17 protein-coding genes are annotated in these 13,959 nt (G+C 33.0%); all 17 read left to right on the forward strand.

Annotated elements, in window-relative coordinates; all coding sequences use genetic code 11:
• The first annotated feature begins 192 nt into the window (after positions 1–192).
• The 17 genes from CLV96_RS19525 (at position 193) to CLV96_RS19905 (ending at position 13,722) form a co-directional block, all read left to right on the forward strand.
• Complete coding sequence (locus CLV96_RS19525) at positions 193–1,092, forward strand: DUF2971 domain-containing protein (protein ID WP_004785536.1); 900 nt, start codon at positions 193–195, stop codon at positions 1,090–1,092.
• 1,219 nt (positions 1,093–2,311) lie between these two features.
• Positions 2,312–2,926, forward strand: coding sequence for a hypothetical protein (locus tag CLV96_RS19530; protein WP_040917019.1), 615 nt, complete (start codon positions 2,312–2,314; stop codon positions 2,924–2,926).
• 52 nt (positions 2,927–2,978) lie between these two features.
• A complete protein-coding gene (locus CLV96_RS19535; RefSeq protein WP_004785450.1) occupies positions 2,979–3,374 on the forward strand; it encodes a DUF2750 domain-containing protein in 396 nt (131 codons plus the stop codon).
• Positions 3,375–3,584: 210 nt separating this feature from the next.
• Positions 3,585–3,875 (forward strand): hypothetical protein, encoded by a 291-nt coding sequence (locus tag CLV96_RS19540; RefSeq protein ID WP_040917020.1) that lies wholly within the window; start codon positions 3,585–3,587, stop codon positions 3,873–3,875.
• Positions 3,872–4,285, forward strand: coding sequence for a hypothetical protein (locus CLV96_RS19545; RefSeq protein ID WP_040917022.1), 414 nt, complete (start codon positions 3,872–3,874; stop codon positions 4,283–4,285). Before CLV96_RS19540 ends, CLV96_RS19545 begins: the two co-directional genes overlap by 4 nt.
• A gap of 341 nt (positions 4,286–4,626) precedes the next feature.
• Positions 4,627–5,391 (forward strand): hypothetical protein, encoded by a 765-nt coding sequence (locus tag CLV96_RS19550; RefSeq protein WP_004787115.1) that lies wholly within the window; start codon positions 4,627–4,629, stop codon positions 5,389–5,391.
• Positions 5,392–5,590: 199 nt separating this feature from the next.
• Complete coding sequence (locus tag CLV96_RS19555; RefSeq protein WP_004786412.1) at positions 5,591–6,406, forward strand: SH3 domain-containing protein; 816 nt, start codon at positions 5,591–5,593, stop codon at positions 6,404–6,406.
• Positions 6,407–6,675: 269 nt separating this feature from the next.
• On the forward strand, positions 6,676–6,921 hold the full coding sequence (locus tag CLV96_RS19560; RefSeq protein ID WP_004786619.1) for a CopG family ribbon-helix-helix protein: 246 nt from the start codon (positions 6,676–6,678) through the stop codon (positions 6,919–6,921).
• On the forward strand, positions 6,921–7,337 hold the full coding sequence (locus CLV96_RS19565; RefSeq protein WP_004786200.1) for a putative toxin-antitoxin system toxin component, PIN family: 417 nt from the start codon (positions 6,921–6,923) through the stop codon (positions 7,335–7,337). Before CLV96_RS19560 ends, CLV96_RS19565 begins: the two co-directional genes overlap by 1 nt.
• A 312-nt stretch (positions 7,338–7,649) precedes the next feature.
• Positions 7,650–7,922: a type II toxin-antitoxin system HigB family toxin gene (locus CLV96_RS19575; RefSeq protein WP_004784373.1), complete on the forward strand. Its 273-nt coding sequence runs from the start codon at positions 7,650–7,652 to the stop codon at positions 7,920–7,922.
• On the forward strand, positions 7,919–8,320 hold the full coding sequence (locus tag CLV96_RS19580) for a helix-turn-helix domain-containing protein (RefSeq protein WP_004787593.1): 402 nt from the start codon (positions 7,919–7,921) through the stop codon (positions 8,318–8,320). The genes CLV96_RS19575 and CLV96_RS19580 overlap by 4 nt, the downstream gene beginning before the upstream one ends.
• Positions 8,321–8,532: 212 nt before the next feature.
• A complete protein-coding gene (locus tag CLV96_RS19585; RefSeq protein ID WP_004784596.1) occupies positions 8,533–9,216 on the forward strand; it encodes a hypothetical protein in 684 nt (227 codons plus the stop codon).
• 1,028 nt (positions 9,217–10,244) lie between these two features.
• Positions 10,245–10,637, forward strand: a complete 393-nt coding sequence (locus tag CLV96_RS19595) for a type II toxin-antitoxin system RelE/ParE family toxin (protein WP_004787540.1) — start codon at positions 10,245–10,247, stop codon at positions 10,635–10,637.
• The gene (locus CLV96_RS19600) at positions 10,597–10,926 is read left to right on the forward strand and encodes a helix-turn-helix domain-containing protein (protein ID WP_004787713.1); all 330 of its coding nucleotides are present in this window, start codon (positions 10,597–10,599) and stop codon (positions 10,924–10,926) included. The genes CLV96_RS19595 and CLV96_RS19600 overlap by 41 nt, the downstream gene beginning before the upstream one ends.
• A gap of 220 nt (positions 10,927–11,146) precedes the next feature.
• Positions 11,147–12,175, forward strand: a complete 1,029-nt coding sequence (locus CLV96_RS19605) for an SH3 domain-containing protein (RefSeq protein WP_004786535.1) — start codon at positions 11,147–11,149, stop codon at positions 12,173–12,175.
• A gap of 201 nt (positions 12,176–12,376) precedes the next feature.
• Positions 12,377–13,447, forward strand: coding sequence for a hypothetical protein (locus CLV96_RS19610; RefSeq protein ID WP_004785278.1), 1,071 nt, complete (start codon positions 12,377–12,379; stop codon positions 13,445–13,447).
• Positions 13,448–13,512: 65 nt separating this feature from the next.
• The gene (locus tag CLV96_RS19905) at positions 13,513–13,722 is read left to right on the forward strand and encodes a hypothetical protein (RefSeq protein ID WP_004785735.1); all 210 of its coding nucleotides are present in this window, start codon (positions 13,513–13,515) and stop codon (positions 13,720–13,722) included.
• Positions 13,723–13,959 lie beyond the last annotated feature (237 nt).

Genomic DNA, 13,959 nt, shown 5'->3' on the forward strand with positions numbered 1-13,959 from the left:
TTACCCACAGCGTATAACAGCGGGGAAACACTTCGCTGCGGCACTTACGGCCTTGCTCGGTCTGCGACACATAGTCCTCCGTCACGCTTCTCGCTCCGCAAGAAGGCGCGCCGACACCAACGCCTACTTCGTAGGCTCGGCTACGGACAACGTCGTCTCCCCTAGTTCGTTATGCGAAATGTTTGAAATAAAATGACAGAAGAAAACAAAAAAAAACAACCTGAAATAAATTTGGAAAATTTTCTTAGAACATCAAAGGAAATTATTGTTCCAGAAGTTGTATATCATTACTGCTCTCTAGATTCTTTCACAAAGATAATTGAGTCAGGAAAACTATTCCTTAGCCATCACTCAGCAATGAATGATTTATCTGATACTCGCCTATTTTTCCATTTATTATACCAAAAAGCCCAAACCATAGTGAATCAATCTAATAGAGAAATTTTAAATGATTTTCTTCATTTTTTCGAACAAAATTTACGTGATTATTTTATAGCATGTTTTTCAAAGGAACCAGATGTACTTAGCCAGTGGAATATGTATGGAGATCAAGGACGCGGAGTAGCCATAGGATTTTATACAAAAAATCTATATGTAAAACCTCAAATCCCAAGCTACACAATTGATTCAAAAACATTAAGTGGAATTTTTCCAATAGAATATATATCAGAAACACAAGATGATTTAGTAGATGACTTGATAAATCTAGTCTTAAAAGGATTTTTTAATGATTTCCCTCCAAATGTTGAAAGACTGGTTCTTCAGAAAAAACATAGAAGTTTTAACCAAGAAGAAGAAATACGAATAGTAGAAATCCAAGATCCAAGAACGAATTTAAATCCAGATTTTGTTGGGCTTAGAACAAGATACGTGGGTGACCATTTTAATTTTCGAATAAAAAATAATAGAGAATTAATCCCCTATAGAACTCATCAGTTTAAATCAAATGAAGACCCGAATTATGAACTAGAAAGTATTTGGCTTGGACCTGAAAATCGAACAAAAGAAAATATCTTATATTTATTCCTTAATAAACATAGAATTTCTTTGAAAAATAAAATACATTACTCAAAATCACCATTTACTCTTTAGCCATCAAACACTTCGCATAACAGCGACTTCCCGCTACGTTTCGGGACAAGCCCTCACTCGGCCTACGGCAAATTGTCCTCCTGTCACTCGCTCGCATACGCAAGCTACGCGCCAGTCCCAAACGTCCCTCCGGGACTCAGGGTCGGACAACTTCGGGAAGACTAGTTCGTTATGCGAAATAAAAAATGAATCACTCAAACGAACCTAATCAATCAAATAAATTAAAGAAAGAGAAAACCTTTCTAATTAGTATTATCATTTTATATTGTATTATCTCATTAATTTCAGGAATTAGTTTCCTAATAAATAATGAGCAAGCCAAGGGAATTATAGATTTAACGCTCACAGCCTTATTATCTATTTCTATTTTTAAAATTAATAGAAACATTTTTTTCAAAATAATAATATTAATCTTCTTAATAGTTCATGAACTTATATTTCTTTCTGTTTTAATCTCTTTTCTATTATTTTTTTCTGATAGATTTCCATATAAAACTGCAAATTATTTTTTTATTGAATATGATAGCCATCTAAGAATGGGTTATTTTTATTATTTTGTATTACTTTTTATATTTACATACTCTCTCTATATTACTTTACGTATCAAAATTGAAAAAAAGTAGTATTTAAACTAACATGTCTATCTATTTCATAAATTATAATGGTCTTTGTAAATTAGTAGCAAGAAACAAATTTGTCTTTTCTTTACAGAACAAACGTGGCTTTACTGCTTCAATCGGCGAAAAAAGGAGAACATCCATGCCCTTCAGTTCTTCGGAAAAAAAACTGAACACGTTATCCAATTCCATAAATTATTTAATATTTAAATCGGAAATATCCCTTAATCTTATTTTTGATAAATTAGCTTATTGGTTTGATTAAAGATGGCTAACTGATAGGAATATAACGGTTACGGGAGATAGCGACAGGTTATGATATTAATCGAATAGATGTGTTATAAAATGAGAATGAACTTATAGACCAGAAAAGTTAAAATATAAGAGGTAATCTAATATTTTTTTACTTCGCATAACAGCGCGGAAACGCTTCGCTGCGGGACTTACGCCCTTGCTCGGTCTACGACACATTGTCCTCCGTCACGCTTCTTGCTCCGCAAGAACGCGCGCCGACGCCAACACCTACTTCGTAGGCTCGGCTACGGACAACGTCGTCTCCCCTAGTTCGTTATGCGCAATATTTTTCAAAGTAACACCTAAAAATGAAAACAATAGATGAGGAAATTTTGCCTAGAATGGCTAAATCAATCCTAAAACAAATATCGGAATCATTATTAGGAACAGGACACCTTAAAATCGAGGATTTTAAGAGCGAGAGTATTTTAGCTCAAAAAATTATAGATATAATAGATAGTAGTCATTTTCATCTAGTAATTGATCACAGAAAAACAATTGAAAATTTAGCAAAAAAATTTTACGACAGTAAAAATTTAGAGATAAGTATATTTTTCTATTCACTTTACTTCGAGCAGACACTAAATTACATCATACATGTTCAATTGATAAAAAATGGGAAAAATCCCAACTTAACAAAGAATATTATCAAAGCTACTAACATAGAGGCTAAATTATCTTGGGTTTTAGAACTTCTTAACTTGCCAGAAATTAACGAAAAGCATAAGAAAATAATACTTTTAGTTTCCCAAGAACGGAATTCATTTATACACTACAAATGGATGGATGACTCAAATCACATAAATATTAAATTATTCTTTAAATCATACAACATAAACAAAACGATTATTTATTTAAAAAAATACGAATCTAGAATAAGATTCAATGGCAATAAAAAAAATTTAAGAAAAACCAGTAAATAGATTCATAAGTAAAAGATTAATTCTCTCAAAATCACGTATTAATAAACTTAAAATGGCTTACAAACTAACTCAGAAAGAATTTGAAAATGTATTAAGCCTTGAAGCTTCAAAAAGATACAAATACTTCATTTCGAAAATAGTAGACCAGGATGAATTATGGAGTCTAAAAAACAATGATGGATTTATCGGAATGGGAGATAATGAGGGGCATGACGGAATTCCATTCTGGCCTCATATTGAATATGCCAAGCTATTTATCAATAATGAATGGGAAGATTGTGAACCAGCAAAAGTAAACTTTCATCATTTTATAGATTATTGGATTCCGGAAATGATAAAAGACAATGTTCATATAATTGTTTTTCCAACTTTAGAAATGAAAGGTCTAACCTTACATCCAAAAGTAATATTAAAAGATTTAGTTGAAGAAAATAAAAAAATAGAGTAAGCAAAAAATACTGCGCATAACAGCGCGGAAACGCTTCGCTTCGGGACGAGCCCTCGCTTGGCCTACGGCACATTTCCCTTCTGGCACTCGCTTGCATACGCAAGCTACGTGGCCAGTCCCTAACGTCCCGTCGGGACTCAGGGTCGGGAAACGTCGTCTCCGCTAGTTCGTTATACGACATTTATTTAAAATTAATTCTAGTTCAAAAATATGAAAAAAAATCTAACTCTATTATTTTCAGTCTACTTTATATCATTCGGAGAATTTCAAGATTTGTCAGCACAAACGATTGACTTCTCAAAAGAAAAGCCAATCCATCCTTATTACGAAACAATGGATGAAAACTATTCGATCGACTGTAAAGAAAAACAACTTTGTATGGAAAACTGCAAAGATTCATTCACTTTCATCTCAAACAAATTCAAAGATAAAAATAATGCTCGATTAGGTTGCTTCGCAGATTGCAGGAAAATCGTTTGTTTTTCAAAAAATAAAAAATGAAAATAACTAAACTAACTTTATATCTTTTAATACCGCTCTTATCTATAGCATGTAATATCAATCAAGGTATTGACTCTAATGAATTTTATACTGAAGACGAAACAGAAAGAAAAATAGGAATTGCTGTTTCCCTAAAATCGATACAAATTTTTGGAAATCCGACCGCCTTACTCCCATACGAATTTCAGCAAAACCCAAATTGCAAAAGACAATCTTACTTTAAAAAAGAAGAAGTTAACAAATGCGTAAATATTATCCTTGCATCTAATATTCAAACAACGGATATATCGGATTATTTTGGAAAAATTGGAATTATAGTTAACAAACTATGCAATCTAGAAAGACAAATTTTCTTAGATAATTCGTCAAAAGGGGAAATAAATTTTTGCGGAATAAAGAAAATATTTTAATAATAAATAAACGTCGTATAACAGCAACTAACCGCTTCGCTTCGGGACGAGCCCTCGCTCGGCCTACGGCAAATTCCCCTTCTGGCATTCGCCTTGCTTACGCAAGCTACATGCCAGTCCCTAACGTCCCGCTGGGACTCAGGGTCGGGGAACTTCGGTAAGTCTAGTTCGTTATGCGTAATTGATTAACTTGTTATGAAATTAATATATATCAAATACAATAATTCAAATTCAGTTTATGAACAAAAATAGAATAGTAAAAACTAAATGAAAACTATTCTTCGTGCGAACCTATTTGACTTATCCGGCAAACATACCATTTTAGATTTAGGACGGTATTAATGGGCGATATCATCAACAGATTAGATATATTATTTGGTGAGCATCAGGAAAGCTTAAATTACCTAGTCCCAAGAGTAGATACATTCGAGCATGACTCTGATGGAGGTGCGAAGTCAGTTCTTTCTTTGAATTACCGTTTTTTGTCAGTTTGTGAATTTATTATCCATCGTGATAAAAAGAAATTCCAAGAATTATTATCGAAATCTGCCTCGTTAATTGCTAAAAACTTTAAAGACTATGCTTCGGGTAAAATAAAGGAATACGATTATGTAAAATGGAGTAGATACTGGAAAATTCTAGATTCTTATGCAGCTACCGATTTTTCGTCTGGAGTCATCATTGCGCAACACATGGGGAATCTTGAAGCAGATAAAAAGGAAAAAGGGGTTTTCCCTGCTCTGAGTTACTCGATTAAGTATATGGTATTAGAAGATGACAAAAATCTAAAACTATATTCGGATAAGTTATCTGAGTCTCTAACTCAAAAGAATGCAAAAAATTATTTAGGTTATGTGACAATCATCCAAGCATATATAAATAAAGACTCAAAGTCTATGCAAAAGGGCTTTGAAACTTTGCTAGCCAATCACAAACAACTCTGCAAAGGTAGAGGAGAATATTCGGATACCGAAGATGAAGTCATATTTTTGCATGGTTTAGGCTTACTAAACCTTGTTCGGTCTCGAGGCTTCGATGTCACAATGGACGACCCATTAATCCCTAATGATCTTTTGATAAGTGTAAAAAAAATATTTAAAGAATAATCAACTACGCATAACAGCGACTTACTGCTTCGCTGCGGGACTACGCCCTTGCTCGGGCTACGCCAAATTCCCTTTCTGTCACTCGCTCGCATACGCAAGCTACGTGCCAGTCCCTAACGTCCCTTCCGGGACTCAGGGTCAGGGAACTTCAGTAAGTCTAGTTCGTTATGCGAAAGTCATGAAAAAATTCTGAAAAAAAATGAATAAAATAATATTTTTAATCTTAGTTCTAAACTTCCCTATATTTTCCCAGGAAAATTTTACTGTTAATGCAAATACATTAAGAATTAGAAATTTACCTTCATCAAATTCTGAAATTGTTGGAAAATTAAATAAAGGAATTGAAGTAACAATAATATCAAAATCTGACAAATTTGAGGAGATAAATGGAATAATTTCTGAATGGATTGAAGTTCAAACTATAGATAAAACTCAAAAAGGATATATTTTTGGAGCATATCTTGAATCTAAAAAAAATCCAAATCCCTTTACGAAATGTTTTAAAAATAAAAAAGGAATAACAATATTCCTTAATAACGGTAAATCTATCCTCTTAAAAAATGGATTACCAAAAAATGATGAAGACCCACAAGAATTCATCCAATTTAATAACTGTACATATTACAAAGATTTAGATTCCGTATTAATTGAATACTCAATGCATGAAGGTGGAGGGAATGAACTATATAATCTAAAAAATGGAAAATTTATCCAAATTTGGGGACATCCAATATTTTCAAAAAATAAAAAATATTTTGCATGTTTTTCCGCCGATATCGAAGTTGAATTTTATCCAAATGGTATTCAAATTTATCAACTTAATCTTACTCCAATAAAAGAATTTGAATATGAATTCGAATCTTCTGATATGAATAAAAATTTCCAACCAACTGATCTTGAATGGAATTCTGAAGATTCGATAAAAGTAATTCTAAAAAATATTGATTTAACTAAAACTAAAATAGTAAATATTCAAAAAACTCATAAAAAATGGAAAATAATCAATAAACCATGACCTTCGCATAACAGCGACTTACCGCTACGCTTCGGCACAAGGCCTCGCTCGGTCTGCGACACATAGGCTTCTGGCACTCCCCTTGCCTACGCAAGTGTCGTTCCAGTCCCTAACGTCCCGTTCGGGACTCAGGGCCAGCCTACGTCGTTAAGGCTAGTTCGTTATGCGAACATTGCGGGGAAGAGTCGCCACATCCGTGTGGCGTTTTTAAGAATTACAAAAAAATATACATTTGACATATATACAAATATTGTATATTCTGGAAAATTATGAATCAGACTGTTAACATCTCTTTCGAAAAGGCACTTTTAAAAGAAATTGATAAAATTGCAAAAAGAGAACACAGATCCAGATCTGAATTAATCCGTGAAGCTGCAAGAGCTTATATTGAGAAAAAATCTAAGTGGCAAGCTATCTTTGATTTCGGTATTAAATCTACTGATAAATCTAATCTTACGGAAGATGATATTTTCAAAGAAATTAAAAATGTTAGAAGAAGTAAAAAAGCTTCTTAATGTTAAAAATTCTCTTAGATACAAATATTTACATTTCCGCTATTTTGTTTAATGGAAAGCCTAAGCTTGTTTTACAAGATTTAATCGATGAGGTTTTTATTGGATTTATTTCGAATGAAATTATCGATGAACTTGAAGAAACTTTATCGAAATCTAAATTTAAACTACCAAATGATTTTATCCAGTTTACTATTTCTGAGATCAGAAGTTCCACAACAATTATTAAAAATAAACCACTGAAAGATTATCTGAATTTAAGAGACCGAGATGATTTTCACATTCTTGAAACTGCTTTTTCCGCAAATGTTGATTTTTTAATCACTGGTGATAAAGACCTTCTAACTTTAGAAAAAATAAAAGAATTCAGAATCATAACTCCAGACGAGTATTTAAGAATTAAAGAGGAACTAAGCTAAGATTGCGACATCCGTGTCGCTCCCCGCAACGTCGCATAACAGCGTCTTACCGCTACGCTTCGGCACAAGGCCTCGCTCGGCCTACGGCAAATTCCCTTTCTGTCACTCGTTTGCATCCGCAAACTACGTGCCAGTCCCTAACGTCCCGTCGGGACTCAGGGTCAGGGAACTTCGGTAAGTCTAGTTCGTTATACGAAATCGCAAAAATGTATGCCTCAGGACATGGGTAACACTTAAAATAATTAAAAAACAATTGACATATCTCATTTTGAGATATCCTCTGAACTAGTGCATATTATCAGCTGGAAGAAATTGGATGATTTCATTGCAAAACACCCTAATTCTGAATCTTCATTAAAAAGCTGGTTTAAAATCATTAAAAATACAAATTTTAAGGACTTTAATGAATTGAAGAAAGTTTTCAATTCCGTGGACCAAGTTGGAAAATTTACAGTTTTTAATATAAGCGGAAATCACTTTCGATTGATTGCTGCTATTCATTTCAATAGGCAAAAGGTTTTTGTAAGAAACATTTTAACACATTCTGAATATGATAAAGGTAAATGGAAAAGGGAAAATTTATGATTTTAAAAATTGAAAAAGTTAAGAATGTTTGGGATGATGTTAAAGATATTCTCTCTGTACCTCATACTGATAAACAATATAAAAAATTAGTTAAGGTTCTTGATGAACTAATTGATGAAGTTGGAAATAATAAAAAACATCAATTAGCTCCGCTTCTTGAAACTGTAGGTAATTTGATTGAAGAATATGAAAATGATCATTTCATACAACCTAATGCTGAACCTATCGAAGTTTTAAAGTTCCTTATGCAAGAAAATAGTTTAACTCAAAAAGATCTAAACATTTTAGGAAGCCAAGGAGTTGTTTCTGAAATCTTAAATGGAAAAAGAGAATTAAATGTACGACAAATCAAAGCTCTTGCAGAAAAATTCAATATTTCTCCATCGGTATTCATTTGATCGTATAGTTTGCGACTTCGTATAACAGCGACTTACCGCTACGCTTCGGGACAAGCCCTCGCTCGGGCTACGCCAAATTCCCCTTCTGGCATTCGCCTTGCGTTCGCAAGCTACATGCCAGTCCCTAACGTCCCTTCGGGACTCAGGGTCGGGGAACTTCGGTAAGTCTAGTTCGTTATGCGTAATTTTTCAAAAATATTAAAAAGGAAACAATGAAAAATAATTACATATTAATGATTCTACTATTTTGGTCTTGCTCTTCGTTGAATTTGATTTCACCAGGTTTGACTTCCGAAAATAGAATTGGAAAAACATCAAATGACAAATTTGAAGAATCTTCCTTTTACGGTACGAAAAATTACCAAATCAATTTGTTTTTTATTGAAAAACTGAATTTAAACGCAATTTTTGATGATCCGAATAATATCATTGATCAATCAAATAAACATAACTTTTTTAAAAACATTAAGGAATCTGATATATTATTCCTTTCCGAGATATGCTTTGATAAGGAGAAATTCAGAAATAGAGAATTAGATCTATACCTTTACGATTACTCTTTAAATGGTCATCAATACTTAAATAAAATTGAATATATTTATCCTTATTCCTTTACTGAAAAAGGAACGAAAATTCAATTAGAACGTCCTTTGCTCGTAAATGATAACTATCCTAATCAACTTAATATTATAAAAACATCAGAAGATTTCGTTACTTGTTCAAGATCAATTGTTAAATTCGATAAGCTATTTTACAATGAAGGAAAAAATACTTTAATTATCAAAACTCCGAGAAAGTCTCAATTCTCTTTTGATTTTGTAATGAAAAATGGTTTATTTGAAAAACAAAATAATGATGATATAGATTTAAATATTAAACTCAAAAGTAGACTATGAAAAACTACGCATAACAGCGACTTACCGCTACGCTTCGGCACGAGGCCTCGCTCGGCCTCCGGCAAATTCCCTTTCTGTCACTCGCTCGCATACGCAAGCTACGTGCCAGTCCCTAACGTCCCTTCGGGACTCAGGGTCAGGGAACTTCGGTAAGTCTAGTTCGTTATGCGTAAGTCGTTAAAATATTACTTAAAAATTAAAAGCTGGAAATTCTTATAAAAAAACAGACTAAAATTGATTAAGAAAGTAAAGCTAATCGGAAGATCTATTTACCTTGGTTTAAATATAAATACATATCTCAATTAAATTTCCTTCAGAATTGCAAAAATATAAAAAATAATATGATTCAATGTTTTAAAATCAGTTCATATAAATCTATTTTACAAATCATAATATTTTCTATTATCATTAGAGCAACATTGATTTCATACACGATTCCTGTTGCAGATAATGGAGCTGGTTATTTTGCATCCATAGGAATATTTGTTTTATACCTTTTTCTTTGTATAACTTTTCAGATAATACCTATATTTTTCAAATTGAAAGTTCTTTATAAAAAAGAATCAAGCTTATCTATTACATTAGTAAATAAATTTTTCATTTCTGGAATTCCAATTCATATAATAATTGGCTTAACTTCTTATCCTTTTATCAAACCGATTATTCTGTCTTTTTTATCTGATTTGGTAATTTTAATTATTTCAAATATTAGAACTAAATTTAAGCGAAGTAATATAAATGTCTAAAATATATATAGGAATCATAACGACCTACGCATAACAGCGGCTAACCACATCGCTTCGGGACTCAGCCCTCGCTCGGCCTACGGCAAATTGTCCTCCTGGCATTCGCCTTGCGTTCGCAAGCTACATGCCAGTCCCTAACGTCCCGTTTCTCGGGACTCAGGGTCGGACAACTTCGGTAAGTCTAGTTCGTTATACGAAAGCCCCAGAAAATATAATTAAGAAAATATGAATCCAAGTGAATATTCACTTGACTGAATTCTATACTCTGGAAAAAATAAACGAGTGTGGGAAATTGAATCTACTAAAGAATTAGATTTATGGCTTCAAAAACTCGATTCAACCACAAAAGAAGAAATATTAGCGCACTTTTATCTTTTACGACAAAAAGGTCCTCTACTTGGAAGACCTTTTGCAGATTCGATCCAAGGATCTAAGATTCAAAATCTGAAAGAACTTCGTGTTCAGGTTAAGTTAAAAGTAATTAGAATCTTTTTCGTTTTTACTGAAGGAAGAATCGGCTTATTACTTGCTGGTGGAGATAAAAGAGGAAATGATAAGAGATTTTATGAACAAATGATTCCGATGGTTGAGAAAATTTACAAAAATTGGTTAATCGAAAACGGGGAGAATCCTGATGAAAGCAAAAGTAAAAAGAAATCCAATAGAAAATCTTGAGAAATCACTTTCTTCAGAGAGTGTTGCTAGGGCAAAACATAAAGCCGAACAAATGCTTTTTCAAATTAATCTCGCTGAGTTAAGAAAGCAAGTTGGTTTGAGACAAGAAGATATAACTAATTTTTCGCAATCTGGACTTTCTAAACTTGAGTCTAGAAAAGATATGAAAATCTCCACTTTAATAGATTACCTAGATAGCCTTGGAATGGACCTTGAAATTAAAGCAAGAGTAAGAAATAAGAAAGATGGAAAATCAAAGAAAGAGTTTGTTCTCTTAAAAGCTTCTTAATATTTCTTAATAAATTCAACTTAATACCTGGGGCCTTCGTATAACAGCGGGGAAACGCTGCGCTTCGGCACTACCGGCCTCGCTTGGTCTCCGACACATTTCCCTCTGGCACTCCTCTTGCTTGCGCAAGCGTCGTTCCAGTCCCTAACGTCCCGTCCGGGACTCAGGGTCGGGAAACGTCGTCTCCCCTAGTTCGTTAAGCGCAATTGCAAAAAGAATAATGAAATCACTAAATTTAACACTATTAATATTTTTATCTCTAATTAATTTCTGCAAACTTCATAAAAATGATAAGAAATATTTTGAAGTTACAGCGAAAAGTGGACTTATTTTAAGGTCTGGACCAGGGCAAGATTATGAGAAAATCACTACTCTCCCTATAAAGACAGTAGGGAAAATAATTCGACTCATTGGCAATCCGATTTATATTCAAGAAAAGAAAGGACGATGGTTGGAAGTCGAAACAGAGCACCTAAATGGTTTTATTTTCTCTGGCTTCGTGGTTACTCACGAAAATCTAGAATCATTAAATCGTAGCCAAAAGAATATATCCTTTCAAGAATTTAAGGGAATTACTCCCTTTGTTAAATCCAATTATAGCCTAGCTGAAATTTCTCAAAAATCTTTTGAAAATTTTAAAGAATACGAAGAAGATTTAAAACTTGAAACTAAAACCATTTTAGAAATTAATAACTTCAAAATTCTATTAGTATCGTCAAAAAATGAATATAGTGACTATCGTACAATAATTGTTCATAATAAAATAAATGGTAATAACTTTATTCCAGAGTTGAATAATTTTCATCCGATATCAATTGCTGAAAACTCTAAAATTATTTCAGGCATTGAATATGCATGTTACAATTGTTGCGCTACACCCATTGAATTATTTGCAATTTTAGCTGAGGACAAAATTTACACAGTATCAATTCCTATAACCGATACCGTTGCCTCATGTGACCTGGAAGGACAAGTTCAAACCGATTTCAGCCAACTAAGACTAACAAAAAAAAATGATATAATAATCCATAAAACCATTTATGATTGCTCTCATGATCCGAATTGCAGTAAAGATGGAGCAGAAGATAATTGCAAACCAACAATGGTATATTCAGATAAATTTATTCTAATTGAAAATCCATTCTATAATCCAAATATTTTTGAATTTGAAGCAAAAATTATTCCTGAAAAAATATTGAATGAATTCAAAACAGGAAGAAAGGCAAATATAAACAATCATATCAATTAGCATTTTGCAACAGCGCTTAACAGCGACTAACCGCTTCGCTTCGGCACGAGGCCTCGCTCGGTCTGCGACACATAGGCTTCTGGCACTCCCCTTGCCTGCGCAAGTGTCGTTCCAGTCCCTAACGTCCCGTCCGGGACTCAGGGTCAGGGAACTTCGGTAAGTCTAGTTCGTTATGCGTAATGCTCTAAAATAAACTTAAAAATGTTAAACTCAAGGGAAGAAGCATTTGGATTTTGGATAACAGTATTATTCTTTTACTTAATCCTTAAAAAGGAAGGTAGGATAGCCGTATTAAAACTGACAAAACTTCTATTGGGAAAAAAGATTCTAATCATATTTCTCATAATAATACTATACCTTGGTCTTACTACTATTTTCCTAAATTATCTTCAGTTATGGAATATTAGTCAGGCGAAAAATACAACTTTATGGTTTTTGACATATGTATTTTCTGCGATTTCAAAACTAATCTCTGTCAAAAACAAATATTCCTTTTTTAAAGACACATTCTTAGAAAGTTTCAAACTAGTCGTCATAGTAGAATTTCTATCTGGCGTATATACTTTCCCTTTCGTCATCGAAATCTTCCTCCTTCCGGTGGTTGTTTTTTTAATTCTAATAAACCTCTTTACCGAAACAAAAAAGGAAGAAGAATATACTACAATCTATAAGTTTACAAATAAACTATTAATACTAATCAGTATAGTTATCATAGCATATTCAATTTATAAAATTCTTTCAAACTTAGATACTTTCATAAGCAAAGATAATTTATTAGAATTTACTACACCAATATTACTAACCTTATCATTCATACCGTTCCTCTTTTTTCTTAACATATTTATAGCTTACGAAAATACATTCAACCGTATTGATCGATTATTTATTAACAAAAAGCTCAACAGAAATGTAAAATTAGAGGCAATTAAAAGATTTCACTTCAAAACAACTTGGTTACTTAGATGGATCTCTCATCTAAGTATTTTAGATAATCCCAGCCAGAATCTGGATCTATCCTTTAAACACATTAAGGAATTCCAAACCAATATTAAAGAAAACAAAAATAGGATTATTAAGTTAAATGAAGGCTGGAATCCACAGCTTGCCAAGGACTTTCTCAAGGAAGAGGGAATAGAAACAGCATATTATAGGAAATTTTCTGAAGAAGATTATTGGACAGCATTGTCGCCCCAAATTAGCATTAGCAAAGGAAACTTCCAAAATAATATATCTTATTATATTCATGGTAATCCTGAAAAGCATTTATCCTGAAATTAGTTTTACATGTTGGTGATACTCAGAATAAATTTGAGACATTACAGGAATTCAATCGCTACGTGAATATTCTATTTTTCAAAGCAATAGGATATCAACTTTCAAAATCATTTTCAAAGTCATTAAAAGTAACGAAACCTAAAGAAGAATTTACCGATCTACACCATATTAAATTAGAAAAAATTCAGTGGAATGGTTCTATTTCTAATGGATTTACTTTAAAATTTACAATAAGAAATAAAAAATTTAGTGAATTAGAGCACTACGCATAACAGCATGGAAACGCTGCGCTTCGGCACTTACGGCCTCGCTTGGGCTGCGCCACATTTCTCTCCGTCACGCTTCTCGCTCCGCAAGAAGACGCGCCGACGCTAACGCCTCTGCGAGGCTCAGCTACGAGAAACGTCGTCTCCACTAGTTCGTTATGCGAACATCATGTAAATATCTTCTGAGTATTAAAAATAATGAAAAGTCTTTGGACGATATTAGTCGGTTTATGCTCCTTCTTC

The organism is Leptospira meyeri, from assembly GCF_004368965.1.
Classification (GTDB): domain Bacteria; phylum Spirochaetota; class Leptospiria; order Leptospirales; family Leptospiraceae; genus Leptospira_A; species Leptospira_A meyeri.

Bases quoted from the DNA above. Each gene is read 5' to 3' on its own strand.
- CLV96_RS19525 (WP_004785536.1), top strand. From the start codon at position 193: ATGACAGAAGAAAACAAAAAAAAACAACCTGAAATAAATTTGGAAAAT.
- CLV96_RS19530 (WP_040917019.1), top strand. From the start codon at position 2,312: ATGAAAACAATAGATGAGGAAATTTTGCCTAGAATGGCTAAATCAATC.
- CLV96_RS19535 (WP_004785450.1), top strand. From the start codon at position 2,979: ATGGCTTACAAACTAACTCAGAAAGAATTTGAAAATGTATTAAGCCTT.
- CLV96_RS19540 (WP_040917020.1), top strand. From the start codon at position 3,585: ATGAAAAAAAATCTAACTCTATTATTTTCAGTCTACTTTATATCATTC.
- CLV96_RS19545 (WP_040917022.1), top strand. From the start codon at position 3,872: ATGAAAATAACTAAACTAACTTTATATCTTTTAATACCGCTCTTATCT.
- CLV96_RS19550 (WP_004787115.1), top strand. From the start codon at position 4,627: ATGGGCGATATCATCAACAGATTAGATATATTATTTGGTGAGCATCAG.
- CLV96_RS19555 (WP_004786412.1), top strand. From the start codon at position 5,591: ATGAATAAAATAATATTTTTAATCTTAGTTCTAAACTTCCCTATATTT.
- CLV96_RS19560 (WP_004786619.1), top strand. From the start codon at position 6,676: ATGAATCAGACTGTTAACATCTCTTTCGAAAAGGCACTTTTAAAAGAA.
- CLV96_RS19565 (WP_004786200.1), top strand. From the start codon at position 6,921: ATGTTAAAAATTCTCTTAGATACAAATATTTACATTTCCGCTATTTTG.
- CLV96_RS19580 (WP_004787593.1), top strand. From the start codon at position 7,919: ATGATTTTAAAAATTGAAAAAGTTAAGAATGTTTGGGATGATGTTAAA.
- CLV96_RS19585 (WP_004784596.1), top strand. From the start codon at position 8,533: ATGAAAAATAATTACATATTAATGATTCTACTATTTTGGTCTTGCTCT.
- CLV96_RS19600 (WP_004787713.1), top strand. From the start codon at position 10,597: ATGAAAGCAAAAGTAAAAAGAAATCCAATAGAAAATCTTGAGAAATCA.
- CLV96_RS19605 (WP_004786535.1), top strand. From the start codon at position 11,147: ATGAAATCACTAAATTTAACACTATTAATATTTTTATCTCTAATTAAT.
- CLV96_RS19610 (WP_004785278.1), top strand. From the start codon at position 12,377: ATGTTAAACTCAAGGGAAGAAGCATTTGGATTTTGGATAACAGTATTA.